A 26,097-nucleotide genomic window follows, 5' to 3' on the forward strand; every position below is an offset into this window, starting at 1 on the left:
TGCCGGTCGTAGGCTCCGCCGCATCTCCCAGGGGGGTGCGCGGTGGGCCTACAGTGGGGGCATGTCCACTGTTCTGATCACCGGGGCGACCTCGGGTCTCGGGCGGTACGTCGCCTTCGAGCTGGTGCGCGCCGGGCACCGCGTCCTCGCGCACGGGCGTGATGCGGGCCGCACCGAGCGGCTGGTCGAGGAGCTGCGCACGGAGGGCGACGCCGACGGCTTCGTCGCCGATCTGGCCTCGCTGGCGCAGGTGCGGGAGCTGGGCGCGCGGGTCGCCGCCGCCCGTCCGGACCTCGACGTGCTGATCAACAACGCGGGCGTGGGTGCCGGATCGCCGGGCGGCGGACGGGAGGTGAGCACCGACGGCCACGAGCTGCGCCTCGCGGTCAACTATCTGGCGCCGGTCGCGCTGACCCGCGCCCTGCTGCCGGTGCTGCGGCAGAACACCCCCGCCCGGATCGTCAACGTCGGCTCGGGCGGGCAGGAACCCCTCGACCCCGACGACCCCGAGATGACGCGCCGCTACGACGGGATGTCGGCGTACTGCCGCAGCAAGTTCGCGCTGGCCGCGCACACCTTCGCCCTCGCCGAGGAGCTGGCCGGCACGGGCGTGGCGGTGAACGTGCTGCACCCCGCCACCTACATGGACACCGCGATGGTCCGCGAAGCGGGCGTCTCGCCGTGGAACTCCGTCGCGGACGGCGCGCCCGGCGTGCTCGCCCTGGCGACCGGGGACCTGGAGAGCGGGGCGGCGGGCACGGGCGGCTACTTCGACGGGACGCGTCCGGCACGGGCGCACGAGGCGGCGTACGACCCGCGGGTGCGGGAGCGGCTGGCCGCGGTGACGGAGCAGCTGCTCACGATGTGACGGAGGAGTGGCTCACGGCGTGAGGGGCAGGCTGCGGGTGTCATGCGGCGGCGCACCGCTCATCAGCTGACACCGCTCAGCCCGCGGACCGTCTCCAGTGCCTGTGTCGCCCGCGCGGCCAGCCCGTCCGCGCCGCAGGAGCGGGCCAGGATGCCGTACTCGATCCGCGCGGCGGCGTGCTCGTACTGCGCGGGCGAGGCCGCCAGATACGTCACCGCCTGCGCGGCCAGGTCGACCGCGCGACGGCCGGTCTCCAGGGCGGCCGCGCAGCGCAGCGCCTCCCCGATGGCGGTGTCGGTACCGAAGCGCTCGGCGCGCGTGCGGGCGTCCGCGGCGAGCCGGGCGGCACGGGCGGGGTCCTCGGTGGCCAGCGCGCGGGCCAGGTCGGCGGCCCAGGGAACCATCACCGGGTTGTGGTGGCCGCGCGCGCCGGCCGCCTTCTCCGCGGCCTCCAGTTCGTTGATGCCGTCCTTGGTGCGGCCGACGGCCAGCAGGAGCCGGCCGCGCAGGGAGCGCGGGTCGGGCAGCACGATGGTGGACGGATACGGCGGCGCGAAGCCGTACTGCTCGGCGATCGACCAGGCCTCCTCGACATGGCCGCGGGCGAGGAGGGTGTCGACCAGGTTGCAGGTCGCCGACCAGTACAGGGGCAGGCCGCGGCCGACGCGTTCGGCGAGCCGCAGCGCCTCGCGCAGGGACTCCTCGGCCTCCCGCAGCCGGCCGCGCCTGCGGTGCCCCAAGCCGACGTAGGCGTGGGCGAGGGCGAGGTGGCCGCCGCTCCAGCCGGCGGACTCGTAGGCGCGGAGGGCTCCGGTGAAGAGGGCCTCGGCGCGGTCGAGGCGGTCGGTGTAGGCGTAGGCGCTCGCCAGCATCATCGGCAGTTCGAGGCCCCACTGGGTGTCTGTCCAGCCGAGGCCGGGGGCGAGGCGGCCGTTGACGAGGGCGCGGTCGCACACCTCGACGACCTCCTCGGCGTTCTCGCCGCGGCTCATGGCGTCGAAACCGCGCAGGATGAGCAGGGCCCGCTCGGAGTTGTCGCGACCGGTGCAGGTGCGCGCGAGCTGGGCGAGCCGTTCGGAGCGGCCCGGGGTCGGCGCCTCACCGGCGTGGATGCCCTCCCACATGAACTGCACGGCCTGAAGGCGCAGCCTCGCCGGTCCGTGCGGCAGCCGGGCGGCTTCGGTCTCGACGGTGCGGACGGCCTCCTCCAGTTGGTCGTTGTGGAGCAGGGCCTGCGAGAGGCGCACGACGGCATCCACGCGGACGTCCTCGCCGAGGCCCGGCAGGGCGAGGGCCTGGCGCAGGTGGCCGATGGTCTTCGCGGGGGCGGTGAGCAGGGTGGCGCAGCCGAGTTCGAACAGCACGCGCGCCCGCACCTCGGGCAGCGGCGGCTCCTCCAGGGCGCGTTCCAGGCAGCGCCGGGCGGCGTCGGGGGCACCGACGGCGAGGTGTTCGCGGGCGGCCTCGCGCAGTTGGTCGACGAGTTCCTCGTCGTCGTCCGGGTGGACCTGGAGCAGATGGCGGGAGGCGGCCGCGGCGCCGAGGCCGAGGTCGGTGACGAACTCGGCGGCGATGCCGTGCATGGCGCGGCGCAGGGCGTCGGGGATGGAGTTGTAGACGGCGGTCGCGATCAGCGGGTGGACGAACTCCAGGGCGCCGTCCCGCGCGGGGCCGGCGGCCGGGTCGGGTGCGGTGAGGATGCGCGCGTTCTTGAGGAGTTCGGCGCAGCGGACGGCGTCCTCGCGCTGCATGGTGGCGAGGCGGGAGACCAGGTCGACGGTGATGGCGTCGCCGAGGATGGCGGCGGCCCAGGCGAACCGGGTGGCGTCTATGCCGAGTTGTTCGAGGCGGGCGACGAGACCGCCGCCGCGGGCGGAGCGGTTGAGGTCGCGCAGTTCGGCGGCGGAGGACTCGGCCGGCAGAAGTTCGCTGTCGCGGACCTTGGCGAGGAGCTCGACGGTCTCGTACGGGTTGCCGCCGGTGACGGCCCACACCTCGCGGCAGAAGGGGGCGTCGGCGTGCGCGCCGAGCGCGGCGCGGGTGAGGCCGGCGACGGCGTCGGGGGTGAGGGCGCTGAGGACGGTGGCGGGCCGTCCGGCAGCGGCGACGGCCTCCAGCAGGCGGGCGCTCTCGCCCGCGATCTCGCCGGGCCGGCGGGCGACGACCACGAGGACGGGCAGGTCGTCGAGGCGCTCGGTGAACGCGGCGAGCCAGCGCAGCGTCTCCTGGTCGGCCCAGTGGGCGTCGTCGATGAGCAGCACCAGCGGCCAGTCCCGGGTGGCGAGGCGTCGTACGGCGGCCACGAGGCCGTCGCACACGCCCTGCGGGTCGGCGTGGCCCTCCCCGGGTTCCGCTATGCCGAGGGCGGGGCCTGCTATGCCGTACCAGTCGCCGAGGTACTCGCGGGCCTCCTCCGGCAGCATCGGGACCAGGGCGGGCTGCAGCAACTGCCGTACGACGTTGAAGGGGACGGAACGCAGGGTTTCGCCGCCGCGGGCCGACCAGACCGTGCAGCCGCGGGCCTCGGCGATCCGGCGGGTCTCGGCCAGCAGCGCGGTCTTGCCCAGGCCGGCCTCGCCCCGGAACACCAGCAGGGTGCCGGAGGTCATCCGGTCCGCGCACAGGTCGTCCACCGCCCGTGCGACGACGGCGAGTTCCTGATCGCGCTCCCACAGGGGGGCCGAGGCGGCCGTCGTGGGCCGTACCTCCGTCATCCCGCTACCTCCCCAAGTCGCCCGAACGACGTACCGACGTCGAGCCTAGCCCCCTCGGCCACCGGACGGTGCTCCGCGACCGCAGGTGTTGCCGTGGAGAGTGAAAGGGGGTATGGGAGACGACGGCCGGGCCTGCGGGGTGCGACGACACCGTCAACGGAGGGCCGCGGGCCTTGAATTGACGCGGGGTCGGCCGGAGTTTGACGGGAGGGATGGCGGGGGCAGTCCGCGAACGCCCTGACGGATGGGCCGACCGCGGTGGCAGCGGGCGACGGGGCGACTCCCCGGGTGCGGGAGCCGCGGACGACTCGGCCGGCGGCTGCGACGGGGAGTCCGCGGTGGGGGTTCTCATCCTGCTTTCAGGGTGGGCTCATACGGTGGGGGCATGACGCAGGTGACTCCTCCCGGGTGGTATCCCGACCCCGGGCAAAGCAGTGACGGTCCCGCCACCGAGCGCTGGTGGGACGGCGGGGCGTGGACGGACCGGACGCGCCCGGGGACGGCCGCCGCCTGGGGTCCCCCGGCCGACGGACCGGCGACGCCGGCCCACCCCGGGTATCCGGGGTATCCGGCGTGCCACGGATACCCCGGGCAGCCGCCCGCCCGGCGTGGGCGGCGTGGGCTGCGGATCGGTATCGCCGTCGCCGCGGCCGTCGCCGTACTGGCGAGCATCGGTGTCGGGGTCTACGCCCTGACCGACGGCGGTGGCGGCAGCAGCCGTCGCACCGACGCGCAGCAGGCGCCGGGGCCCGACGGCCGTAACGGCGGCCCGGGCGCGCGCGGTGAGGGCGGTGACGGCGGGCAGGCGCCGTCCCCGGGGCAGAGCGAGCCGCCGAAGATCGACAGCGGTTCGGTGACCGACGCGGCCGGCGGCATCAGCCTGCCCATCCCGGACGGCTGGTACGGCCAGGAGTACGGCACCGGTGCCGCGGTGACCTCCGACTCCTCCTACCCGTGCCCCGGTCACACCTCGCAGACCTGCACCAAGGGCGGCGCGTACGCGGCACCGGCGGCGATGCTGGGGGTCCGGGGCACCACCCCGGAGGAGGTGGCCAAGGCGGACATCGCGAAGAACGCGAAGAAGTCCTACGGCGGTGACACCTACGGCGCGATCACCTCCCACCAGGTGCTCGCCTCCCGGGCGGTCACCGTGGCCGGGCAGAAGGGCTATCTGGTCCGCTGGAAGGCGGTCACCAGCAAGGGCGCCGACGGTTACGTCGAGTCCCTGGCGTTCCCCTCCCCGGCCAACCCCCGGATGATCCTCCTGGTCCGGTTCGGCGTGGACGCCGACCAGCAGGTGTCGGTCATCGACCGGATCACCCAGGGGATCAAGCAGGCCGCCGGCGGAGGCAGCGGGCAGAGCGTCTGACCCGTCGGCCCAGGACGGACGACGGCCGGGTGGGACCCCCTCCGCTCAAGAAGGGTCCCACCCGGCCGGGGGGTGCGCGCCGCCCCCGTCCCCACGGTGCGGCGCTGTCAGGTCACCGTCCAGTCATCCCATGGACGGCGGCCTGAGTCTTCAGGTGAGGCCGAGTGCCGGCAGCACCACGGCCTCCACGAACCGGACCAGGTAGTCGGAGTCCGCGTACTGCCCGTCGATGACGGGCCGCACCCGCAGGACGCCGTAGAGCTGGACCGGGACGAACTCCAGCGCCGGGTGGTCCGCGGCGATCTCGCCGCGTTCGACGCCGCGGCGCAGGATCGCGCGCAGCGCCCCCATCTCCGGCTCGACGAGCGCCTCGCGCAGGGCCTTGCGCAGCTCCTCGTCCTGCATCACCGCGTGTCCGAGGGCCTGGAGCAGGCTGGTGTCCGGCCCGGACCAGGCGCCGGCCTGCCGGGCCGCCTCGCGCAGGTCCCCGGCGACCGAACCGGTGTCGATGCCGGCGAACCGGCACGCCCGGTTGGAGCGCAGCGCGGCCGCCACGAACTGCGGCTTGGTCTTCCACTGCCGGTACAGCGTGGACTTGCTGCACCGGGTGCTGGCGGCGATGCCCTCCATGGTGACGGCGTCGTACCCGCACGAGCGGATCTGCTCGAGGACGGCGTCGAAGAACTCCTGCTCGCGCTCGGGCGTGAGCTTGGAGCGGCGCGATGCGGCGGCCGTCTCCGGTCCGTCCGCGGCCTGCGACGTCATCGGGGCTTCACCTCGCTGGTTCCGTGGGGCGCTGACTTCCAGTGTGTCGCACCTCAATCGATACGCCAGTGTACCGGTACTCCACCGTATCGGTACACTGGCGTATCGGTACGCTGTCGTATCGATGAGAACCACCGCACCACCGTCAGTGAAGGGGCCGGGGGATGAACGCCCGCACCGAGCCTGAAGAAGCAGAGCCGGAAGAAGCCGAGCCCGGGCAGGCCGAGCCGGGGGACATAGCCGCGCGCACGGCGCGGCCGCCGCTCCTGCGCGAGCTGCTGCTCGTCGCCGGTCTCTTCCTCGTCTACAAGTTCGGCCGCCAGTTGGCCACCGGCCACACCGGGGAGGCCTTCCGCGACGCCCACCACGTCTGGGGCCTCGAGCGGACCCTCCGGCTGCCGGGCGAGGGCGCGGTGCAGTCGCTGCTGCTGCACGGCGACACGCTGATCCACGTCGCGAACACCTACTACGCGACCGTGCACTTCCCCGTCACGGCGGCCTTCCTGATCTGGCTGTACCTGCGCCGCCCGGCCCACTACGTCTGGGCCCGCCGGGTGCTGGCCGTGCTCACCGCCGCCGCGCTGGTGCTGCATCTCACGTTCCCGCTGGCCCCGCCGCGGATGCTCGCCGAGACCGGGCTGATCGACACCGCGCGGGTGTACGGCCCCTCGGTGTACGGGCCGCCGCAGACCGACCACCTGTCGAACCAGTTCGCGGCGATGCCGTCGCTGCACTTCGGCTGGGCCCTGATGGTCGCGATCGGCCTGATCGCCGCGACCCGCTCCCGGTGGCGCTGGCTGTGGCTGCTGCACCCGGCACTGACGCTGCTGGTGATCGTCGGCACGGCCAACCACTACTGGGTGGACGCGATCGTCGCGACGGCGCTGCTCGGTGCCGCCCTCGCGGTGATCCATCTGCCGCACCGCACGGCGACGACCGCCGGGCGGGGGCGCGAGCAGTTGCTGCCCACCGAGGAGCGCGAGCTCGTGGGGGCGGCCCGATGAACGCCGCCCTGATCGCCGTGGTGCTCTCGCTGTTCTCCGCCGCCGCCTACGCCACCGCGGCCGTCGCCCAGGAACGGCTGGCGTCCCGGTCCTCCGGCGCCGGGCTGATGCGCATGCTGGGCAGCGGCGCCTGGTGGTCGTCGGTCGGACTGAACGCCGGCGCCGCGCTGCTGCACGTCGTCGCGCTGAAGTACGGTCCGCTCACCGTCGTACAGCCGCTCGGGGCGCTGACCCTGGTGGCGGCGGTACCGCTGGGGGCGCGGATGGCGGGGCGCCGGGTCAGCGCGATCGAGTGGCGGGGCACCGGGTTCACACTCCTCGGGCTCGGCGCGATCCTCGTCACCGCGTCCGGTCCCGCGCCGGACGACGTGCTGAGCGTTCCGGAGGCGCTGGCGGTCGCGGGGGCGACGGCGGCGCTGATCGGGGCGCTGTCCCGGCCGGGCGCCCGGCCGGGCCTCAGGCACGCGACGGCGTCCGGGCTGGCCTCGGGTGTCGCCTCCGCGCTCACCCAGACCGTGACGGTGGCCGCGACGGACCGCTCGGTCCCGCTGCTGAGCGTGCAGGTGATCGGGGTGGCGGTGCTGGTCGCGGCCTTCGCGACGGGTGGTCTGCTGCTGTCGCAGACCGCCTACCGGGGCGGCCTCGGCGCTCCGCTGGCGGTGGTGACGCTGGCGAACCCGGTGGCCGCCGCGGTGATCGGTGTGTCCCTGCTGGGCGAGCGGCTCCAGGGCGGGGTGCTCGGCATCCTGCTCGCGCTCGCGGGCGCGGGGTGCGCGGCGTGGGGTGTGCTGCTGCTGTCCCGGGCGACCCCGCAACCGGCCGGGACCCCGGCACCCGCGCCCTCACCGGTGCCGGCACCGGCACCGGCACCGGCGGTCCACGACGACGAGCACCCGGTGGCGGCCGTCCTCGCCCTGGACCCGAACGCGGCGGTGCCCCGGCCGACGAGCGAACCGGGGCACCTGAGCGTGCTGTGAGTCAGGGAAACCGCGGCAGGGAAACCGCGGCGGGGACGTGGCGGTGAGACGGTGACGACCGGCCTCAGCCGAGCCCGCGGGAGTCCTGCTTCAGCGCCGTGTCGACGGTCAGGGCCGTCGCGACGACGAGGGTGAGCAGCGGGTCCGGCAGCTGGTAGTGGATCTGCAGGACGTAGTTGTCCGCCGTCGTGAACATCGTCTTGGCGAGGCCTTCCCAGGTCTTCGTGATCCGGGCCACCTCGTTGTCCGCGTGGTCGACGATCGCGAAGTTCCACGCGCGCCAGTTCTCCGCCTTGATGGCGCCGACCTTCTGGCCGTTCACCATCATCGCGAAGTTGATCTTCCCGAAGACGTTCTGCTGGACGATCTCACCGACCGGCGTGCCGTCCGGGCGCTCGACGATCACCCGGGACTTGAAGATCTTGCCCGGGCGGGTCAGCAGCAGCACCGGCTGGCCGTAGGCGTCGCGGATCTCCAGCTTGACCTTCATGAACTGGTCGATGCTGTAGAGGAACCGCACGATCTTGCGCAGGATGCTCTGACCGACCTGGACGACCGCACCGATCTCCCGGCCGTGCTGGTCCATGACCTTGTACTCGTTGGTCAGCTCGATCAGCTTGGCCTTCTGGTTCACCACCAGGACCGGCTCGGAGAACAGGGTCCCGCCACCGGCGCCGCCCGCGGCGACACCGGCCTGCTGCTGGACCTGACGCTGGACGCGCGGGTCGGGGCCGGCCTGCTGCGCCGGCACCTGCGGGACGGCCGGGGCCTGTACCTGAGCCTGGGGGTGGTGGCCCTGAGCCTGGGGCCGGCCCTGCTGGTCGGCGTGGGTGTGCTCGGTCCACTGGGTACCGTCCCAGTACCGCAGGGTCTGCTGCGCCCCGTGCGGGTCGGGGTACCACCCTGCAGGTGTGTTCGATTGCGTGGTCACCGGGGCACACTATCGCGCACCGGCCGGAAAGCAACCGGCGTCCGGACGCCCGCCGCCACAGGGCTCGAAGGCGGCGGGCACCCGTCGTCCGAGCGTCCGTCAGACGGTCGCGATGGCCGGGTCGCTGACCCCCGGAAGCCCGTTCTCGACATGTCCGGCGAACCGCCGCAGATAGGCCGCGTCGCCGTCGGCCGTCACGGTCAGGTCGTACCAGCGCCGGCTCGCCGTGAGGTCGACGAGCTGCTTCACGGTGGCGCCCGGCCGCACGCTCACGGACCGCTTGGCCCCGCCGTAGCCGTCGGTCACGGTCAGACGTGCGGTGCCGGAGCCGGAGTTGGTGAAGGTCAGCTCCAGGTTGTCCCCGCTCGGCCGGGCCGTGACCTCGGGACCGGTGACCTTGTTGCGGCCCTTGAAGGCGCGCAGGAAGCCGTTCGGGCCGTGCACGGCCAGGTCGTAGCAACCGCTCGAGTACACCGAGTTCCAGGTGTCCGCAACGGACTTCCCGGCCTCGGTGGTGTAGGTCCAGGGGCCGTCGGTGCGGTTGCCGGAGGTGACGAGGAAGGCCGCGCCGGCGGCGGCTCCGGAGGCGAAGGTGAGGGTGAACTTCCCGGCCGCCGCGTCGACCGACCCGTCCACGGCCGGGTTGTACCGCAGGGGGCGGGCGGGCCGCAGGCCCCGCTCCTGCTTGGGCAGCGCCCCGGTGGCCGGCGGCGTGGGCTTGTAGTCAGGGTGGCGCAGGCGGTCCGGCGGCTCGTAGCCGGCCGTGTCGGGCAGCGCGACCGGCCGGGTGTCCGGGCGGGAGAAGTCGAAGGCGGAGGTCAGATCGCCGCAGACGGCCCGCCGCCAGGGCGAGATGTTCGGCTCGCGCACGCCGAAGCGGTTCTCGATGAACCGGATGATGGAGGTGTGGTCCAGCGTCTCGGAGCAGACGTAGCCGCCCTTGCTCCAGGGCGAGACCACCAGCATGGGCACCCGCTGGCCGAGCCCGTAGGGGCCGGCGACGTGGCTCGCGTCGCCCTTGAACACGTCGAGGGAGGCGTCGACGGTCGACTTGCCCTGGGCGGCGGAGCCGGGCGGGAACGGCGGTATCAGGTGGTCGAAGAAGCCGTCGTTCTCGTCGTAGGTGATGAACAGCGCGGTCTTCGCCCACACCTCCGGGTTGGAGGTGAGCGCGTCCAGCACCTGGGCGACGTACCAGGCGCCGTAGTTGGCCGGCCAGTTCGGGTGCTCGGTGAACGCCTCGGGGGCGACGATCCACGACACCTGGGGCAGCTTCCCGGCCGCCACGTCGGCCTTCAGCCGGTCGAAGTAGCCCTCGCCCTTGCGGTAGTCGGTGCCCGTACGGGCCTTGTCGTACAGCGGGTCGCCGGGCGCGGCGCCCCGGTACTGGTTGAAGTACAGCAGCGAGTTGTCGCCGTAGTTGCCCCGGTAGGCGTCCGAGATCCAGCCCCAGCTGCCGTTCGCGTCGAGGCCGTCGCCGACGTCCTGGTAGATCTTCCAGGACACCCCGGCCTTCTCCAGGCGTTCGGGGTACGTCGTCCAGCCGTACCCCTTCTCGTCGTTGCCGAGGACGGGCCCGCCGCCGGAGCCGTCGTTGCCGACGTAGCCGCTCCACATGTAGTAGCGGTTGGGGTCGGTGGAGCCGATGAAGGAGCAGTGGTACGCGTCGCAGATCGTGAAGGCGTCGGCGAGCGCGTAGTGGAACGGGATGTCGTCGCGGTTCAGGTACGCCATCGTCGTGGAGCCCTTGGAGGGCACCCACTTGTCGTACTTGCCTCCATTGAAGGCGGCGTGCCCGTCGTTCCAGCCGTGCGGGAGGTCCTGGAGGAACGCCATGCCCAGGTCGTAGGCGTCGGGGTGGAAGGGGAGGATGTCCTTGGTGCCGTCGGACTGGTACCAGACGGACTTGGCGCCGGGCCGGGTGGTGGCCGGGCGGGGGTCGCCGAAGCCGCGGACGCCTCTGAGGGTGCCGAAGTAGTGGTCGAAGGACCGGTTCTCCTGCATGAGGACGACGATGTGCTCGACGTCCTCGACGGAGGCCGTGCGGTGGTTCGCCGGGAGGGCGGCGGCCCGCTGGATGCTGGCGGACAGCGCGGTGAACGCCGTGGTGGCGCCCGCGAGTTGGAGGAATCGACGCCGGTTCACATCGGACATGGGGGGACAGACCTCTCGTCTGGCGACGGCAACTCGCCGCTGAATGACGCAATGTGCGCGGAGCGAGTGTTCCAAGAGCATCAAACGTCAGGGAAGGGTCTGGTGGCACTCATGTGAACTCATCGCTACGGCAGGTGTGCGGAACCGGCCACACGGGGAGGTCGCGATCATGACAGGGACGCAGACGACGGTACCGACCAGGACAAAACGCCCCGTACGGCAGCTTCTTGCGGCATCAGTGGGCAATGCCGTCGAGTGGTACGACTGGTACGCCTACACGTTTCTGGCGACCTACCTCGCGCGGGCGGTCTTCCCCAAGGGCGCGGGGAACTCACTGGTGCCACTGCTGTCGACGTTCGCCGTGTTCGCCGTCGGCTTCTTCATGCGGCCCGTGGGCGGCCTGGTCATGGGCGCGATCGCCGACCGGCGCGGACGCCGGGCCGCGCTGACGGTCACCATCCTGCTGATGGGCGGCAGCAGCCTGCTGGTCGGCCTCACCCCGACCTATGCCTCGGCCGGACTCCTGGCGCCGGTGGTGCTGGTCGCGGCCCGGCTGCTGCAGGGGCTGTCGGTGGGCGGCGAGTTCGCCGCCTCGACCACCTTCCTGGTGGAGTCGGCCGGGCCGGGCCGGCGCGGGCTGTTCTCCAGCTTCCAGTACGTCTCCACCACCGCGGGGCAGCTCGTCGCCTCCGGGATCGCGACGCTGCTCGTGGACACACTCGCCGAGCCCTCGATGGACGGCTGGGGCTGGCGCGTGCCCTTCTGGCTCGGCGGTCTGTTCAGCCTGGTCGGGTTCTGGATCCGGCGCGGCGCCGAGGAGACCCGCAGCGCCGCACTGCAACGGGCCCCGCGGCCCGGTCTGTTCGAGGCGATGCGCCGCCACCCGCGCGAGTCACTGCGCATCGCCGGCATCACCGCCGGCGGCACCCTCGCCTACTACACCTGGACGTCGTACCTGCCCACGTACGCCGAACTCAACACGGGCGTCACGAAGTCCGACGCGCTGCTCGCCGGGACGATCTCGCTGGCGTTCTTCGCCCTGCTGCAGCCGCTCGGCGGGCTGCTCTCCGACCGGCTGGGCCGCCGCCCGCTGCTGCTGTTCTTCGGGCTGGGCTTCGCGCTGCCGTGCGTGCCGCTGCTGCACGCGCTGCGCGACTCCTTCACGGTGCTGCTGCTCGTGCAGCTGGCGGGCATGGTCCTGCTGACCGGCTTCACGTCGATCAGCGCCGCGGTCAACGCCGAGGTGTTCCCGCCCCGGGTGCGCGCGGCCGGCATCGGCTTCCCCTACTCCCTCACGGTCGCCCTCTTCGGCGGCACCGCGCCGTACGTCGGCACGCTGTTCAAGCAGTGGGGACAGGCGGGCCTCTTCCCCTGGTACGTCGCCGTGCTGTGCCTGCTGTCCTCGCTGGTGTACCTGCGGCTGCCGGAGACCGCCCACCGGGAACTCGACCGCTGACGGGGGGTGTCACACCCGGCTGCCGGTCGCCGTGTCCGCGGACAGCCGCTGGGCGACGTAGATCGGGACGACGGAGAGCAGGACCAGGACCGCCGCCACCACGTTCACCACCGGGGCCTGCTGCGGGCGGGTCATGTTCTCGTAGATCCACAGCGGCAGGGTCTGTACGCCGGGCCCGGCGGTGAACGTCGTCACCACGATCTCGTCGAAGGACAGCGCGAACGCCAGCAGCCCGCCCGCCAGCAGCGCGGTGCGCACCAGCGGGAAGGTGACGTCGGCGAAGGCCCGGAAGGTGTGCGCGCCGAGGTCGGCCGCGGCCTCCTCGTACGACCGCGCGGTGCGCCTCAGACGCGCCACCACGTTGTTGAACACCACGACGATGCAGAAGGTGGCGTGCCCGACGACGACGGTGAACAGGCCGAGGCCCACGCCGAGCGGCTGAAGCACCGTGCCGAAGGCGGAGTTGAGCGCGATGCCGGTGACGATGCCGGGCAGCGCGATCGGCAGGACGACCACGAAGGACAGCGCGTCGCGGCCGAAGAAGCGGTACCGGGCGACGGCGAAGGCGATCAGCGTGCCCAGCACCAGGGCGATCGCGGTCGCCCCGAGGCCGGCCTTGACCGACACCCACAGGGCCGCGCGAGCCCCGGAGTTCTCCCAGGCGACCGACCACCAGTGCAGGGTCAGGCCGGGCGGCGGCCAGCTCGCGCTGCGGTCGGGGTTGAGGGAGTTGACCAGGACCAGCAGCAGCGGCACGTAGATCACCGCGAAGCCGAGCCCGGCGGCGACGCGCAGCGCGATGCGCGCGGGACGGGACAGTTGCACGAGTCGGGCACCTCCTCTACAGGCTGCTGAGCGCACCCGTGCGGCGCATGGCCAGCAGGTACAGCACGATGACGACGACCGGGACCGTGCCGAGGGCCGCGGCCATGGGCAGGTTGAGTTCGATGTTGGAGTACACGAGGTTGCCGATCAGCTGGGTCTTCCCGCCGACGATCTGCACGGTGATGTAGTCGCCGAGGCTGAGCGAGAAGGTGAAGACGGAGCCGGCGGCCACGCCCGGCAGCACCATCGGCAGCACCACGGACCGGAAGGTCCGCCAGGGCCGGGCCCCGAGGTCGGCGGAGGCGTCCAGCAGCCCGCCGGGCAACTGCTCCAGCGCGGTGTGGACCGGCAGGATCATGTACGGCAGCCAGAGATAGGTCAGAGTCAGTACCGTCGCCGGCAGTCCGAACCCGGGTCCGGCCAGGCCGAAGGGCCTGAGCATCCAGTCGGCGAGGCCGCCCTCGGACAGGATCAGCCGCCAGGCGTACACCTTGACCAGGTAGCTCGCCCACAGCGGGGTGAGGATCGCGACCACCAGCAGCGGCCGCCACTTCGGCCGCGCGACGCGGGCGGTGTAGAAGGCGAGCGGGAAGGCGATCACCGCGCAGCAGACGGTGACGGCGAGGGCGACGCCGATGCTGCGCACGATCACCTGACGGAAGACCGGGGTGGTCAGCAGTTCCTGGAAGTTGTCGGTCGAGAAGACCTTGACGACCTGGGAGGTGAAGGAGTCCGTCGTCCAGAAGGCGGAGACGAACAGCACGGTGAGCGAGCCGAGGTAGAGCACGGCCAGCCACAGCAGCGGCGCGGTCAGCAGCAGGGACAGACGCAGGCGGGGGCGCCGGTGCAGCGCCCCGGCGAGCCGCCGGACACGGTCGCGTCCGGCGGTCTCGGGGGTGACGGCGGTCATGGCGTCAGCCCTTGATCTCGGTCCAGGCCTGGACCCACTTGGCGTACGGCACGCACTTCACGTCGGTGCGGCCGTCCAGGCACTGCTCGATGGGGGTGTTCCAGAAGGCGATGTTCTTCCAGTAGCCCTCGTCGGCGGCGTGGTAGACCGTGCAGAAGTTCTTGTCGCTGGTGACGGCGCACGCCTTGGAGTTGGCCGGGGCCTCGCCGAAGTACTCGGCGACCTGGGCGTTGACCTTCGGTGAGACGATCCAGTCGAGCCACTTGTAGGCGCAGGTGGGGTGCTTGGCCTTGGCGGAGACCATCCAGGTGTCGGACCAGCCGGTGGAGCCCTCCTTGGGGACGAACGCCTTGACCTTGGCGCCCTCGTCGGCCGTGAGGTTGGCGATCACCTGCCAGGTGGTGCCGACGACGGAGTCACCGCTCTTGAAGGCGGAGACCTCCTTGAGGTAGTCGCTCCAGTACTCGCCCACGTTCGCGTTCTGCTTCTTCAGCAGGTCGACGGCCGCGTCGAACTGCTTCTGGTCCAGCGCGTACGGGTTCTCGATCTTCAGTTCCGGCTTGGTGGCCTTCAGATACAGAGCCGCGTCGGCGATGTAGATCGGCGAGTCGTACGCGGTGACGTGGCCCTTGTACTTCGCGGCGTCGTCGAAGACGGCGGACCAGGAGGTGGGGGCGGGGCTGACCTTCTGGGTGTTGTACATCAGCAGGTTGGCGCCGCGGCCGTGCGGGATGCCGTACATCTTCCCGTCGACGGAGTTCCAGGCGCCGTTCTTCAGACCGCTGAAGATGTCCTTGTAGTTCGGGACGAGAGCGGTGTTGACGGGGGCCGCGTCGCCGGAGGCGATGAGGCGCAGCGAGGCGTCGCCGGAGGCGGAGACGGCGTCGTACTCGCCGGTCTTCATCAGCTTGACCATCTCGTCGGAGCTTGCGGCGACCTTGGAGTGGACCTGGCAGCCGGTCTGCTTCTCGAAGTCGCCGACCCAGTTCACCTTGGGGTCGTTGGAGCCGTCCTCGACATAGCCGGCCCAGGCGATCAGGTTGACCTGGCCCTCCGGCGCGCCGAGCTTGGCGGGGGCCTTGAGGTCGGGCGGGTTGAGGCCGCCCGCGCCTGCCTTGGTGTCGGAGGAGCCGCAGGCGGTGGCGGCGAGCAGCACCGCGGCGGCGGCCGCGGCCTTCCATGCGGGGGTGAAGCGCACGACGTACTCCTGGGAGGTCAGTGGGGGACGTGGACGGCGTGGCGGCGGTGCCACTGGAGGCGGACCCGGGTGCCGCGGTAGGCGGCGACGTCCTCGGAGGAGGTCTCGAGGTTCTGCTGGAGGGCGGTGAGGCGGCCGCCGGCGTCGAGGTCGACGAGGAAGCGGGTGGCGTCGCCGAGGTAGACGACCTCTGCGACGGTGCCGGTGGCCGAGGAGTGCTCCGGCTCGTCGGCGCCGTCGGCCTCCTTCAGGACGCGGATTTTCTCGGGGCGGATGCTGTAGGTGCCCGGGGCGCCGACGATGCGGTGGGCCGACTCGCCGTCCAGCAGGTTGGAGGTGCCGACGAAGGAGGCGACGAACGGGGTCGCGGGGCGTTCGTAGATCTCGGCGGGGGTGCCGACCTGTTCGATGCGGCCCTGGTGGAAGACAGCGATGCGGTCGCTCATCGTCAGGGCCTCCTCCTGGTCGTGGGTGACGAAGACGAAGGTGATGCCGACCTCGCGCTGGAGCGCCTTGAGCTCGACCTGCATCTGCTCGCGCAGGCGCAGGTCGAGGGCGCCGAGCGGCTCGTCGAGCAGCAGCACCCGGGGGCGGCCGACGAGGGCGCGGGCGAGGGCGACGCGCTGGCGCTGGCCGCCGGAGAGCTGGGCGGGGCGGCGCTTGCCGTAGCCCTCCAGGCGGACCTCGGCGAGGGCCTTGCGGGCGCGGACCAGGCGCTCGGGCTTGGGGACCTTGCGGATCCTCAGGGGGTAGGCGACGTTCTGTTCGACCGTCATGTGCGGGAAGAGGGCGTAGTCCTGGAAGACGGTGTGCACATCGCGTTCGAAGGGCGCGCGGCGCGTCACCTCCTGTCCGGCGAGTTCGATCCGGCCCGCGGTGGGGGTCTCGAACCCGGCGATCATGCGCAGGACCGTCGTCTTGCCCGAGCCGGACGGGCCGAGCATCGAGAAGAACTCGCCGTCGCGGATGTCCAGGTCGACCCCGGCCACGGCGGTCGTGTCACCGAACGACTTCCGCAGGTCCCGCAGCCGGACGGCCGTCCCGATGGCCGGCTCCCCCCGGGTCCCGCCGGCCCTTCCTTCAGCAATCCCCTCCATGGGCGGGAACCTTTCTGACGCCTTCGAGCGTTGACCGATGGAGCGAAAACATATGAAGTCATAGTTCAAATCTCAAGGCCCCCTTAGGGTAAAGCTTGAGTCAACGCACAAGGTGGTGGCCGTGAATCAGCAGCAGATCGCCGGGGGCGCCCGCGCGGCCGTCTTCGCGCCCCTCGACAGCCGGGCACGGGTGGAGACGGTCGTCCGCCGGCTCGGCGACGCCATAGAGCTCGGCCTGCTCGCCGACGGAGAGCAACTGCCCGGCGAGAGCGAGCTGGCCGGGCAGCTCGGTGTGTCCACCGTGACCCTGCGGGAGGCGCTGATGGCACTGCGCCAGCAGGGCCTGGTCACCACCCGGCGCGGCCGGGGCGGCGGAAGCTTCGTCTCCCTGCCGGCGGTGCCCGCCGAGGAACGCCTGCGGACCCGGCTGCGCGGCTGGAGCACCGAGGAGCTGCGCGATCTCGGCGACCACTGGGCGGCGCTGTCGGGGGCGGCGGCGCGGCTCGCGGCGCAGCGCACCGAGCCGGAGGACCTGACGCAGCTGCGGCGCACGGTGGAGGAGTTCACCGCCGCCGAGGACGCGGCCGCCCGCGCCCGGATGTACGGCCGCTTCCATGTGGAGCTGGCCGCCGCGGCGCAGTCCGCGCGGCTCACGCGCGAGCAGGTCGCGCTGCAGACGGAGATCGGGGCACTGCTGTGCCTGGTGCTCGGTGACGACGCGGGCACATGTCGTGAAGAAGTCGCGGACCGACACCGCGCCGTGATCTCGGCGGTGCAAGATGGGGCCCACGACTCGGCCGGCGCACTGGCCGAGCGGTGCGTACGGGAGTCGACGGCACGGCTGATCGCCGTACGGCTCGCCCTGTAGGCCTGTCACGGCCCCGGCTGCTGGAGGGCGTCATGAGCTCGAGCCCCGGCCTCGTCGCGACCGCTCCGCCCGCGCCGGACCTCGGCGCCGCACGGCGGGTGGCACACCTCGTGGGCGGCACCCTGGAGGCGGTGTTCGCGGCGGTCGCCGCGACCGCCGACGAGACGGGGGCCCTGCTGACCACGGTGGCCGCGGCCGGCCGCAGACCCACCAGCGCGGACCTGGCCGCGCTGCGGCCCGCCCTCCATCTACGGCTGCGTCGGCAGGAGTTGGTCTCGGGCATCGGCTTCGTCGCGGCGCCGGGGCTGCTGGCGGACGTACCCGCATGGCTGGAATGGTGGCAGTGCGGGCCCGAGGGAGACGTACGGCCGCTGCTGCCGGACCTGGACCCCGAGCAGTCGGCGTACTCGGACTACACGCACTGGGACTGGTTCGCGCTGCCCCGCGACACCGGGCGCCGCGGGGCGGCCGGGCCGTACGTCGACTATCTCTGCTCGGACGAGTACAGCCTCACGCTGTCCGCGCCGGTCACGGTCGCGGGCCGCTTCGTCGGCGTGGCCGCGGCGGACGTCTACCTGCGGCACTTCGAGGCGGCGGTCCTGCCCCTGCTGCGCGCCCTGCCGGTACCGGCCCGCCTGGTCAACGCCCGCGGCCGCGTCGCCGCCTCCGCCGACCCCACCCACCTGGCCGGCTCCCTCACCAAGGGCCCGGACTTCGCGGCCGCACTGGAACACGGCCGCGAACTCGCACTACCGGGCCTCCACCTGCTGCCCTGCGGCGAGGTACCCCTACTGCTGACCCTGGCCCTGGCCCTGCCGGACGACTGACGCTTACGGCGCCTGGCGCGACGTGGTGAGCCGGGCGGGGGCGCGCGGCGCTGGGCCGTGGCGCGACCCGCGGCGGGGGCAGCCGGGCGGCGGCGCGTGCGGCACCGCGCCCGGCGCGGGATGCCGGTGCGGGCTCGGGCTCGGGCCCGGGCCGCTGCATCGCCGGACGGCACCCCGTGCCGTCCGGCACAGGGCAGCGCCGAGGGACGAGCCCCGGCCGGGGGGTACGTGTCGAACCCCGGCCGGAGTGCACGTGTTCCACCGCCGGACGGCCCCCGTGGCCGTCCCCTCCCCCGGCGGGCCGGGCGCCGTCGGCGACCTGAACGCCGGCGGTGTCCGGTCAGGGGCCGAGGGTGGGGACCACCGTGAGGTGGGCCGCCGAGCGGGCTCGGCGGCGGCCGCGTGGGGGCGGGGCCGTGCGGCGGGGCTCGCGCAGGACCAGGGTCAGCCGGGTGCAGCCCATCTCGCGCAGCATCGGGGTCGTCTCGTCGATCAGCCGGCACTCGGTGGCGCCCCGGCGCGGATCGGGGTGCAGCAGGGGCCGCACCGCGCCGTCCTGCCGCAGGCCCTCCTCCCCCACCGCGCGCATCCAGTGCGGTAGCCCCTGACGGAACGCGGCCTCCATGATCGGGTCCTGGGCGATGTCCCGACGCACCGCCTGCAGCACCGGATCGTGCGCGTGCCGCTCCAGGGCGCTGCGGAACTGCGCCAGCATCGGCAGGCACCAGCTCGTCTCGTGGTCACCGAGGACGGCACCCGCGTCCGGGTGGAAGAGCACGAAACGCAGGAAGTTGTCGCCGGGCATCGCCGTCGGATGCGGGGCGACCGCCCGGAAAAGTGACTGATAAGCGGCGTTGGCCAGCACCACGTCCCAGCGATGGTCCACCACCAGGGACGGCAGCGAGAGCGCAGCCATCAGCGTGGCGCAGTCCTGGAGATAGGCCTGGGCCTCGGGAGAGTCGGGGACGGGCCGCGGCGCCGGCCGCTGCCCACCTGCCTGATATGCCATCGGGAGGTCACCCCTTATGACTCTGCGGCCTTTCACGCGGCGCCTCGATCCTCGTGCCCGGACACTTGCCGTGTCAACTATCGTGGCATTCCACGCTCGTTGACGGCTGAAATTGGCCACAGTTGTGGCGAGACCTGGATGGAAGTTCGAACCAGCGGATAATCTCCGGGCAGTTCACGACTGCCGGTGCGGCACGACACGCCTGTGAGAGGGCTGTGAGAGACGTGGGAGACCTGTCGGTGACGGATGGCTTCGAGGTTCCGGACGCCACTCCGTCCGCTGTGCTGTCCGCCGTCGTCACCCGGGTCACCGCACTCGCCGACCGGCTCGGCGTGCCGCATTCCGAGGTGTTCGACACCACCCGCCTCTCCGTGGCCTGCGGTGTCCCCGAGCCCGTGGTCAAGGCCCTGCTCAGCGGCCGTCCGGCGGGTGAGCCGGACGTCCAGGCGCGATTCCTGCAACGCCTGGACCTGCTGCGCCGCACCCGGCTCAAGCCCAACGGCCGCCGCTACACCCAGCAGGAGATCGCCGACGGCGCGGGCATGTCGCGGCAGCAGGCGGGCGCGCTGATCAACGGCGACCGGCGCCCCACCATGGAGCACTGCGACGCCCTGCAGCGCTTCTTCCGGGTGCACGCCGGCTTTCTGACCGCGGAGGACCCGGAGGCGCTTGCGGGCGCGCTGCAGCGCACCGAGCAGGACCTGCTGCAGCGGCTCGCCGACCGGGAGCGGGCGGCTGCCGCGGCCGCCGAGGACCCCTTGGAACGGCTGCTGCAGGACCACGGTGTGCGCGGCATCGCCTGGCGGGCCGCCCAACTGCCCACCGACCAGCACCGCGACAAGGTCGCCGAATGGCTGGACATGCTTCTGGAGAGCGTCAAGCGGCCCGAGTCGTGAACCGGGGGAGGACCGTGGGCATCGCCAGGGACATGCGCCGCCTGTGCGGCGCGCTGGTCACCGAACTCGACCTGCCGGCACCGGCCGCGCCGGTCGAGCTGTACACCGCGCTGTGCGCCGCGATGGGCCGGCGCCGGGGCCGCCCCGTGCGGTTGCGCACCGCCGCGTTCCCGCCCGGGACGGCCAGCGGGCTGTGGCTCGACATGGCCGACCAGGACCTGGTCGTGCTGGAGGAACGCACCGCGCCCGATCACCAGTTGGTGATCCTCGGGCACGAGCTGTGGCACATGCAGGCCGGTCACCGCGGTCACCCCGTCGACGGCGCGTCGGTCGGCGCACGGCTGCTGGGCGACGGCGTCGATCTGCAGGCGACGGTCCGTTCGGTGGCCGCGCGCACCCGTTTCGACGAGGCCGACGAGCGGGAGGCGGAGGCCTTCGGCATGCTGTTGGCCAGCCGGTGCCGCACCTGGCTGGCGGGTTCGGCACTGCGCGCCCCGGTACAGCGGGACCGGCTGGCGGGCCGCATCGAGGCGTCACTCGGCTATCGGGGCCCGCAGGGCTAGGCCCTGTCGTTTGGATCATCCCGGCGTCGCGGGCTCTGGCACGCACTCCCCCGAGCTCTTCGAGCAGGGGGGATGGGGCCCCCACCGCGTTGGCGCCCTCCTCCGCCTTGCAGCTGCACGCACCAGACCCCGCTCGGGTCGACCGCAACGCACCGCACCTCACAGCCGGCCTGATCCGAACGACAGGACCCAGGAGGCGTCTCTCCCGGGGTTATCGGAGCGGCTGAGTCCGGTTGTCAGTGGGGGACGGCAAGCTGGGTCCCCTCACGCCGACACGGGGAGGGCCGATGCCGACCACCGTACTGACCGACCGCGAGCGCACCGCCGTTCAGGCCTACCTGCGGTTGCTGCACACCGTCCGGGCCGTCCACGACGACGGCGCGGGCCCTGCCGGGGTGCCCGGCCCGCCGCCGGTCCCGCCCGCGGTCCTGGCGGAGGCCGAACAGGCGCTCGCCGAGGCGGGCCTTTCGGGCAACGAGGAGGCGTTCTTCCACCTGCTGCGCGGCTGGTACCCCTGACCCGGCCGAGGGGCGGCACAGCCGTCAGCGGTGCCGCACACCGTGACACCGCACCGCGGGGGTGCCGACCGGCGGTCCCGGCGCGCTGCCGCACCCCTCCGGCGCGGCGGAGCCTCACGCGTGCGGCACGGTCACGGCCGTGGCGAGCAGGCCGCGGCCGGCCGTCCAGCGGCCCTCGAAGTGCTGTACGACGCGGCCGCTCACCGACGGGCCGGGGACGAGGAGTTCGGCGCGCAGGGTGCCGTGCGGGCCGCCGCCGGGGTCGGGACGGAGGTCGATGTCCGCCTCCATGAAGTCCAGCCACCGGCGGGTCAGCGGGAACCACGCCTTGTAGACGGACTCCTTGGCGCTGAACAGCAGCCGGTCCGCGTGCAGCCCGGGCAGCGCCACGGCCAGCTCCGCCAGGCGCCGCCGCTCCGAGGGCAGCGACACGGTGGGCAACACCCCGTCGGGCAGCGGCCCGTGCGGTTCCGCGTCGATGCCGAGCGAGGCCAGGTCCGCCGCGGCGACGAGCGCGGCTGCGGCATAGCCCTCGCAGTGCGTCATGCTGCCGGTCACCCCACGGGGCCAGCGCGGCGCGCCGCGTTCCCCGGGCAGAAGGGGCTGCGGCTCCACGCCGAGCTTGTCCATCGCGCGCCGGGCGCACGCCCGTACGGCGGCGAACTCGCGGCGCCGCTTGGGCACCGCCCGCGCCACGACGGCCGCCTCCTCGGGGTGCAGCAGTGCCTCGTCGGCGCCGTCGAGGTCGTAGGTCTCGACGGTGACGACGCAGGACGGCAGGAGTTCCTCGATCACGGCCGGCCCGCCTGCGCGGGGAGGATGCGGCGCGGTCGTCCCGGTGGCTGGGGCCGCTTGCGCCATTCGCGCGGGTAGCCCACCGAGACCTCCTCGAAGCGGACGCCGTCCTGGTGGGTGGTGCGCGGGATGTGGAGGTGGCCGTAGACCATGGCGGCGACATCGAAGCGGCGGTGCCAGTCGGTGGTGAGCGCGGTGCCGCACCACATGGCGAACTCCGGGTACCAGAGCACCTCGGTCGGGTGACGGTGCAACGGGTAGTGGTTGACGAGCACCATGGGCAGACCGTCGGGCAGCTCGGCCAGCCGCCGCTCGGTCTCCGCCACGCGGGCCCGGCACCAGTCCTCCCGGGTCGGGTAGGGGTCGGGGTGCAGCAGGTTCTCGTCGGTGCAGACGACCCCGGTCCGGTGCGCGTAGGCCAGGCCCTCCTCCTTGGTGGCGCAGCCCGCCGGCAGGAAGGAGTAGTCGTACAGCAGGAAGAGCGGAGCGACGGCCACCGGGCCGCCCTGACCCTCCCATACGGCGTAGGGGTCCTCCGGGGTGAGGACGCCGAGGTCGCGGCAGACGCCGACGAGGTGTTCGTAGCGGGCGACGCCGCGCAGCGCGACCGGGTCGCTCGGATGGCTCCACAACTCGTGGTTGCCCGGCGCCCACACCACCTGGCTGAAGCGGCTCGCGAGGGTCTTCAGGGCCCAGCGGACGTCGGCCACGGTCTCCGAGACGTCTCCGGCCACCAGGAGCCAGTCGTCGTCGGTCTCCGGGCGCATCTCCTCCACCAGCGCACGGTTCTCCGGGTAGCCGATGTGCAGGTCGCTGATGGCGAGCAGCCGGCCGTCGCCCCGGGCTCCCGATGTCACGCGTCTTCCCCCTTCGTCAGCCGAACGCCACCACCAGAACACATCCGTACGCGGCGGACAAGCCGACCTCGGACAGCTGTCCGCCGGTCGCCCGATCGCGGCCGGACCTGCCCCGGAAGCCGTAACACACGCGTTGCACGCGGGGCCCCGGGAAAGCCGTATGATCCCCCCGACACCACCGCCGAGGCTCCCTGAACGCAGGGCGGTTCGGTGTCCCTCCCTCACTCCTGCCCGGGCACGGGCCGCCGAGCCCTGCCCGCTCGACCCGGAAGGCGGCCTGCATGGTCTCTTGCGTACGCGTCTGGCTCAACCGCACGTACGCGGAGAACGTGTTCTTCATGGATCAGCTGCGGCGAAATCCCGACGACCGGGCCGTCGCGATCCACGCCACCCACGGCGACCCCGACTCGCCGGTGCTGGCCGCCGCGGACACCGCCGAACTCGAGCCGGAGGGTCTGTCGTCGGCGGCGTACGTCGAGTACGCCCTCGACCAGTGCCGGCGGCGCGGCATCGACGTGTTCGTGCCCCGGCTGCACCAGGCGGCGATCGCCGCGCACCACGCGGAGTTCACCGCGGCGGGCACGGCGCTGCTCGCGCCGACGCCGGAGGCCGTCGCCGTCTTCCAGGACAAGGTGGTCGCCTACGAGGCCGTGCAGGCGATCGGGGTGCCGGTGCCGCCGTGGTGGCGGGTGCAGGGCCCCGACGAATTCGTCACCGCCGTCGAGGAGCTGGAGGCGGCCGGGCACCAGGCGTGCTTCAAGCCGGCGTCCGGGGCCGGCGGGGTCGGCTTCCGGGTGGTCAGCCGCGCCCCCTTCTCGCTCTTCCAGCTCAGCGGCTTCCCGAGCCCGTATGTGAACCTCGACCTGGTGGTGGACGCGCTGCGGCGGGCCGAGGAGCCGGTGGACTGGCTGGTGATGCCGCGGCTGGAGCAGCCGGAGGTGTCGGTGGACTGTCTCACCGGTCCCGACAACCGCCTCCGGCTCGCTGTCGGCCGCACCAAGAACGGCCGCCGCCGGGGCTTCACACTGCACGAGCAGTGGCTGGAGCCCGCCCGGCGTATCGCGGAGGGCTTCGGGCTGCACCACCTGTCCAATGTGCAGTTCCGTATGTTCGGTGACCGGCCGGTGCTGATGGATGTCAACACGCGGCCCGCCGGAGGGCTGCACCAGCTGTCGCTGTGCGGGGTGAACGTGCCGTGGGCGGCGGTGAGGCTGGCGCTGGGCGAGGACCTCGGGGTGATCGAACCGCCGTTCCTGGGGCCGGACTACACGGTGGTGGCCGGGTTGCGGGCGCTGCGGTCGGTCACGCTGCCGGCGCAACGGGTCGACTCCGTCGGCGCCCGGGTGGGCGAGGCAGTGCCTCTGTAGGCCCGCCCCGGCACAGACCGGAGGCAGCCGGAGCGACACGTTCCCTCACCGGTATGGACCAATTCTGTCCAGAACCTTGACGGGCGGATTGGTCCATACCAAATTGGTGCGCGCACCACCCCCGCACATCCGTGCACTCCCGAACACCCCCATTCCTTCAGGGAGATCGCGTGCGCTCCACAGCCCCCAGACGCCCCGTGCGTCGCCTCCTCGCTCTGCTCGGCTCCGGCGCCCTCGCGCTGACCGGGGCCATCGCCCTGCCCGGTACGGCGCAGGCGGCCAACATCCTCGGCAACGCCGGCTTCGAATCCGGCTCCCTCTCCCCCTGGTCCTGCACCGGCAACCTCGGCTCGGTCGTCTCCTCCCCGGTGCACAGCGGCGGCAAGGCCCTCGCCGGCGCGGTCACGTCGAGCGACATCGCCAAGTGCAGCCAGACCGTGTCCGTCCAGCCCAACACCACGTACTCGCTGCAGAGTTGGGTGCGCGGCTCCTACGTCTACCTGGGCGTCGACGGCGGCGCCTCGACGTGGACGTCGTCGCCGTCGGCGTACACCCCGCTGTCGGTGTCCTTCACCACCGGTGCCTCCCAGACCAGCGCCACCATCTACGTCCACGGGTGGTACGCACAGGGCACCTACTACGCCGACGACATCAGCCTCGACGGGCCGGGCGGCGGCGGAGGCGGCTCGGACACCCAGGCGCCGACGGCGCCCTCCGGCCTCACCTCCACCGGCAAGACCTCGTCCAGCGTGTCGCTGAAGTGGAACGCCTCCAGCGACAACGTCGGCGTCACCGGCTACGACGTCTACAGCGGCGCGAGCAAGGTGGCGAGCGCCTCCGGGACCAGCGCCACGGTCAGCGGCCTTTCCGCGAGCACCGGTTACACCTTCACCGTGAAGGCGCGCGACGCGGCCGGGAACGTCTCCGGCGCCTCCAACGCCGTCACGGTCACCACCGACGCCGGCACCGGCAGCGGAGGCGGCGGCTTCAAGCAGGCCGCGCCGTACCTGTACGAGGGCTGGGGCGACCCGCCGAGCCCGACGACGGTGATGAGCGCGACCGGCGTGAAGTGGTTCACGATGGCGTTCGTCCTGGACTCGGGCGGCTGCACCCCCGCCTGGGACGGGCAGCGGGCGCTGACCGGCGGGGCCGACCAGTCCGCCATCAACGCGATCCGCTCGGCCGGCGGTGACATCGTCCCGTCGTTCGGCGGCTGGCAGGGCAGCAAGCTCGGCGCCAACTGCTCCTCCGCGAGCGCGCTCGCCGGGGCGATCCAGAAGGTGATCGACGCCTATGGCCTGAAGGCGATCGACATGGACATCGAGAACACCGACGAGTTCGAGAACGAGGCCGTCCAGGCGAAGATCCTCACCGCGCTGAAGACGGTCAAGGCGAACAACCCCGGTCTGAAGACCATCGTGACCTTCGGGACCTCGACCACCGGCCCGACGTACTACGGCAACCGGCTCATCGAGCAGGCCAAGTCGCTGGGCGCCGACATCGACGTCTTCACCATCATGCCGTTCGACTTCGGCGGCGGCTCGGACATGTACGGCAACACCGTGAACGCGGCCGAGGGTCTGAAGGCCAAGCTGAAGTCCACCTTCGGGTGGGACGACGCCACCGCCTACTCCCACATCGGCATCTCCGGCATGAACGGGCTGTCGGACCAGCAGGAGAACACCACGCCGCAGATCTGGACCCAGATCCGCGACTGGGCCAACTCCCACCACATCGCCCGGCTGGCCTTCTGGTCGGTCAACCGTGACCGTCCCTGCCCGGGCGGCGGCGTGGCCGAGAACTGCTCCGGGACCAGCCAGACGAACTGGCAGTTCACCTCCATCACGGCCGGTTTCACCGGCTGAGCCCACCCTCGCCCCGCGTTCCCCCCGGCCTCCGGCGCCGGGGGGAACTTTTTTCCGCGAGGGTGTATCAGACGGCGGCCTCGGTGCTCTCCATACCGGGGAACGGGGGAAGCACCACAGGATCCCGGACGGGGGAAGCACCGGGATCCTGCCGGGGGGAAGCACGGGGGACCGGGCCGGCCGGCCGCTGCGGGGGGGGGGGCGGGCGGGCCCGCAGCAGGTGCGGGGGGGGGGGTGGGGGGTTTAACCAAGCGCGGGGGGAGG

General features: G+C 72.6%; 23 protein-coding genes. 12 read left to right on the forward strand and 11 right to left on the reverse strand.

Annotation, left to right across the window (positions count from 1 at the left end; translation table 11 throughout):
* Positions 1-61 precede the first annotated feature (61 nt).
* The gene (locus tag AB0J12_RS11995; RefSeq protein ID WP_363264136.1) at positions 62-868 is read left to right on the forward strand and encodes an SDR family NAD(P)-dependent oxidoreductase; all 807 of its coding nucleotides are present in this window, start codon (positions 62-64) and stop codon (positions 866-868) included.
* A 62-nt stretch (positions 869-930) separates the two neighbouring features.
* Here the strand turns inward: AB0J12_RS11995 and AB0J12_RS12000 are convergent, their stop codons facing one another.
* On the reverse strand, positions 931-3,582 hold the full coding sequence (locus AB0J12_RS12000) for an AAA family ATPase (RefSeq protein WP_363264137.1): 2,652 nt from the start codon (positions 3,580-3,582) through the stop codon (positions 931-933).
* Between the two features lie 385 nt (positions 3,583-3,967).
* Between AB0J12_RS12000 and AB0J12_RS12005 the strand changes: the two genes are divergently transcribed.
* Entirely contained in the window at positions 3,968-4,951 is a 984-nt protein-coding gene (locus AB0J12_RS12005; protein ID WP_363264138.1) for a DUF2510 domain-containing protein, read from the forward strand.
* 150 nt (positions 4,952-5,101) lie between these two features.
* Here the strand turns inward: AB0J12_RS12005 and AB0J12_RS12010 are convergent, their stop codons facing one another.
* Complete coding sequence (locus tag AB0J12_RS12010) at positions 5,102-5,716, reverse strand: TetR/AcrR family transcriptional regulator (RefSeq protein WP_363264139.1); 615 nt, start codon at positions 5,714-5,716, stop codon at positions 5,102-5,104.
* A gap of 164 nt (positions 5,717-5,880) precedes the next feature.
* On the opposite strand from AB0J12_RS12010, the gene AB0J12_RS12015 reads away from it, so the two are divergent.
* Complete coding sequence (locus AB0J12_RS12015) at positions 5,881-6,720, forward strand: phosphatase PAP2 family protein (RefSeq protein ID WP_363264140.1); 840 nt, start codon at positions 5,881-5,883, stop codon at positions 6,718-6,720.
* A complete protein-coding gene (locus AB0J12_RS12020) occupies positions 6,717-7,697 on the forward strand; it encodes a hypothetical protein (protein ID WP_363264141.1) in 981 nt (326 codons plus the stop codon). The genes AB0J12_RS12015 and AB0J12_RS12020 overlap by 4 nt, the downstream gene beginning before the upstream one ends.
* A gap of 64 nt (positions 7,698-7,761) precedes the next feature.
* On the opposite strand, the gene AB0J12_RS12025 is transcribed toward AB0J12_RS12020, so the two are convergent.
* Positions 7,762-8,628, reverse strand: a complete 867-nt coding sequence (locus AB0J12_RS12025; RefSeq protein WP_363264142.1) for a phospholipid scramblase-related protein — start codon at positions 8,626-8,628, stop codon at positions 7,762-7,764.
* 99 nt (positions 8,629-8,727) lie between these two features.
* Entirely contained in the window at positions 8,728-10,782 is a 2,055-nt protein-coding gene (locus AB0J12_RS12030) for a phosphocholine-specific phospholipase C (protein WP_363264143.1), read from the reverse strand.
* Positions 10,783-10,951: 169 nt separating this feature from the next.
* Here AB0J12_RS12030 and AB0J12_RS12035 point away from each other — a divergent pair, with 169 nt between their 5' ends.
* On the forward strand, positions 10,952-12,238 hold the full coding sequence (locus AB0J12_RS12035) for an MFS transporter (RefSeq protein ID WP_363264144.1): 1,287 nt from the start codon (positions 10,952-10,954) through the stop codon (positions 12,236-12,238).
* A gap of 9 nt (positions 12,239-12,247) precedes the next feature.
* Here AB0J12_RS12035 and AB0J12_RS12040 read toward each other — a convergent pair whose 3' ends face one another.
* Genes AB0J12_RS12040 through AB0J12_RS12055 form a run of 4 tightly spaced genes read right to left on the reverse strand, consistent with a single transcriptional unit; the run spans position 12,248 to position 16,268 of the window.
* Complete coding sequence (locus AB0J12_RS12040; protein ID WP_363264145.1) at positions 12,248-13,063, reverse strand: ABC transporter permease; 816 nt, start codon at positions 13,061-13,063, stop codon at positions 12,248-12,250.
* 16 nt (positions 13,064-13,079) lie between these two features.
* On the reverse strand, positions 13,080-13,973 hold the full coding sequence (locus tag AB0J12_RS12045) for an ABC transporter permease (RefSeq protein WP_363264146.1): 894 nt from the start codon (positions 13,971-13,973) through the stop codon (positions 13,080-13,082).
* Positions 13,974-13,977: 4 nt separating this feature from the next.
* Positions 13,978-15,171, reverse strand: coding sequence for an ABC transporter substrate-binding protein (locus AB0J12_RS12050; protein WP_363264147.1), 1,194 nt, complete (start codon positions 15,169-15,171; stop codon positions 13,978-13,980).
* Positions 15,172-15,188: 17 nt separating this feature from the next.
* A complete protein-coding gene (locus tag AB0J12_RS12055) occupies positions 15,189-16,268 on the reverse strand; it encodes an ABC transporter ATP-binding protein (protein WP_363264148.1) in 1,080 nt (359 codons plus the stop codon).
* A 121-nt stretch (positions 16,269-16,389) separates the two neighbouring features.
* On the opposite strand from AB0J12_RS12055, the gene AB0J12_RS12060 reads away from it, so the two are divergent.
* Together AB0J12_RS12060 and AB0J12_RS12065 are read left to right on the forward strand one after the other, a co-directional pair.
* Positions 16,390-17,136 carry a GntR family transcriptional regulator gene (locus AB0J12_RS12060; protein WP_363264149.1) on the forward strand — a complete coding sequence of 249 codons (747 nt, stop codon included), beginning with the start codon at positions 16,390-16,392 and terminating at the stop codon, positions 17,134-17,136.
* Between the two features lie 32 nt (positions 17,137-17,168).
* Positions 17,169-17,963: a cache domain-containing protein gene (locus AB0J12_RS12065; protein ID WP_363264150.1), complete on the forward strand. Its 795-nt coding sequence runs from the start codon at positions 17,169-17,171 to the stop codon at positions 17,961-17,963.
* A gap of 340 nt (positions 17,964-18,303) precedes the next feature.
* Here AB0J12_RS12065 and AB0J12_RS12070 read toward each other — a convergent pair whose 3' ends face one another.
* Positions 18,304-18,972 (reverse strand): hypothetical protein, encoded by a 669-nt coding sequence (locus tag AB0J12_RS12070; RefSeq protein ID WP_363264151.1) that lies wholly within the window; start codon positions 18,970-18,972, stop codon positions 18,304-18,306.
* Positions 18,973-19,211: 239 nt separating this feature from the next.
* On the opposite strand from AB0J12_RS12070, the gene AB0J12_RS12075 reads away from it, so the two are divergent.
* From AB0J12_RS12075 to AB0J12_RS12085, 3 genes are all read left to right on the forward strand, one after another.
* Positions 19,212-19,868 (forward strand): helix-turn-helix transcriptional regulator, encoded by a 657-nt coding sequence (locus AB0J12_RS12075; protein ID WP_363264181.1) that lies wholly within the window; start codon positions 19,212-19,214, stop codon positions 19,866-19,868.
* Positions 19,869-19,900: 32 nt separating this feature from the next.
* The gene (locus tag AB0J12_RS12080; RefSeq protein WP_363264182.1) at positions 19,901-20,431 is read left to right on the forward strand and encodes a toxin-antitoxin system, toxin component; all 531 of its coding nucleotides are present in this window, start codon (positions 19,901-19,903) and stop codon (positions 20,429-20,431) included.
* Between the two features lie 287 nt (positions 20,432-20,718).
* Complete coding sequence (locus AB0J12_RS12085; RefSeq protein WP_363264152.1) at positions 20,719-20,949, forward strand: hypothetical protein; 231 nt, start codon at positions 20,719-20,721, stop codon at positions 20,947-20,949.
* A gap of 114 nt (positions 20,950-21,063) precedes the next feature.
* On the opposite strand, the gene AB0J12_RS12090 is transcribed toward AB0J12_RS12085, so the two are convergent.
* A complete protein-coding gene (locus AB0J12_RS12090; protein ID WP_363264153.1) occupies positions 21,064-21,744 on the reverse strand; it encodes a 4'-phosphopantetheinyl transferase superfamily protein in 681 nt (226 codons plus the stop codon).
* Positions 21,741-22,601: a metallophosphoesterase gene (locus AB0J12_RS12095; RefSeq protein WP_363264155.1), complete on the reverse strand. Its 861-nt coding sequence runs from the start codon at positions 22,599-22,601 to the stop codon at positions 21,741-21,743. The genes AB0J12_RS12090 and AB0J12_RS12095 overlap by 4 nt, the downstream gene beginning before the upstream one ends.
* A gap of 281 nt (positions 22,602-22,882) precedes the next feature.
* Here AB0J12_RS12095 and AB0J12_RS12100 point away from each other — a divergent pair, with 281 nt between their 5' ends.
* Complete coding sequence (locus AB0J12_RS12100; RefSeq protein ID WP_363264156.1) at positions 22,883-23,968, forward strand: ATP-grasp domain-containing protein; 1,086 nt, start codon at positions 22,883-22,885, stop codon at positions 23,966-23,968.
* A 170-nt stretch (positions 23,969-24,138) separates the two neighbouring features.
* Entirely contained in the window at positions 24,139-25,833 is a 1,695-nt protein-coding gene (locus AB0J12_RS12105) for a carbohydrate binding domain-containing protein (protein WP_363264157.1), read from the forward strand.
* Positions 25,834-26,097: the final 264 nt, after the last annotated feature.

The organism is Streptomyces sp. NPDC049915, from assembly GCF_040656475.1.
Lineage (GTDB): Bacteria > Actinomycetota > Actinomycetes > Streptomycetales > Streptomycetaceae > Streptomyces.